Source organism: Staphylococcus sp. EG-SA-2, assembly GCF_017152085.1.
Genome location: NZ_JACYHC010000870.1, coordinates 1 through 1,100, shown reverse-complemented (window position 1 = coordinate 1,100; position 1,100 = coordinate 1). Strand labels below are relative to the sequence as shown.

The 1,100-nt window shown below is 33.7% G+C and carries 1 protein-coding gene; it reads right to left on the bottom strand.

All coding sequences use genetic code 11. The annotated features are described in order from the left end of the window. Positions 1-492: 492 nt before the first annotated feature. Positions 493-1,100 (bottom strand): class I SAM-dependent methyltransferase (locus IDG60_RS15490; RefSeq protein ID WP_206160890.1); only part of this gene is annotated, 608 nt, incomplete at its 5' end.

Below are 1,100 nucleotides of genomic sequence, written 5' to 3'. Positions count from 1 at the left end.
AAGATTCGTTCTATTGGTATCAACAAGTGATAGCATCAAATGGAGATAAATTATAAAGGTATATTATAAGTATTTTAGGGTTAGAGCCCGAGACATAAATTAATATAGTAGGACCTACAGTGTTATATTGGCGGGCCCCAACATAGAAGCTGGCGGAAAGTCAGCATACAATAATGTGCAAGTTGGCGGGGCCCCAACATAGAAGCTGGCGGAAAGTCAGCTTACAATAATGTGCAAGTTGGGGAAGGACAGGAATAAATTTTGCGAAAATATCATTTCTGTTCCAATCCCGTGATGTTAAAATTTTTAAAAAAATAATGCCACTAACTAAGTATGTATAGTGTTAATGTTTGAGTGTTTATGAAAGTCTTTAACCAAAATTGATGACTTACTAATCAACGATAACGATATTGTTAAGTAGATGATTAGTGTCACAAAGAAATTAAAGTAGCAGTCAAACATAGATACAAAGTACGGTTAGTGGCATTATATTTAGTCCTCTTTTTTAGCGACAAAAGTAATATAATTCATATCTTTACGCAATTTAGTCATCGTTTTAAACATTTTACAAAACATTGGTCGATTTTCTTTTTTTAAAGCATTGTTGATAATCTTTATAGTTCCAACAATACCTTCGTCATAAATTAAACCTTTTGGTGTCATTAAACTCATTGGACCAGTATGATAATGCACATGATTAAAACCAGCTTGATTATATAAATCTAACCAGCCAAGTTTCGTCTGCGGTGAGACATTGACATTAATTGCTGCAGATAATGATTTAACTACATGTGTGGCATGTGATTCATTAACGATGACAATATCATGTGTTAACAAGATACCCCCAGGCTTTAAGACTCGGTAGTACTCGCGTAATGCTTTTTCCTTTATGGTGATGGGTAACATTGTTAACATTGCTTCATTTAAAACGATATCGAATTGATTGTCATCAAAGGGCAATTTAACAGCATTCGCTTGTTGAACTTGAATATATGATTCAAGACCTGCTGCTGAAATATTTTCCTGTGCTTTTTCTAATGCTTTCTTATTTATATCAACGCCTTGAATGTGACAGCCATATGTATGAGCTAGATAAATAG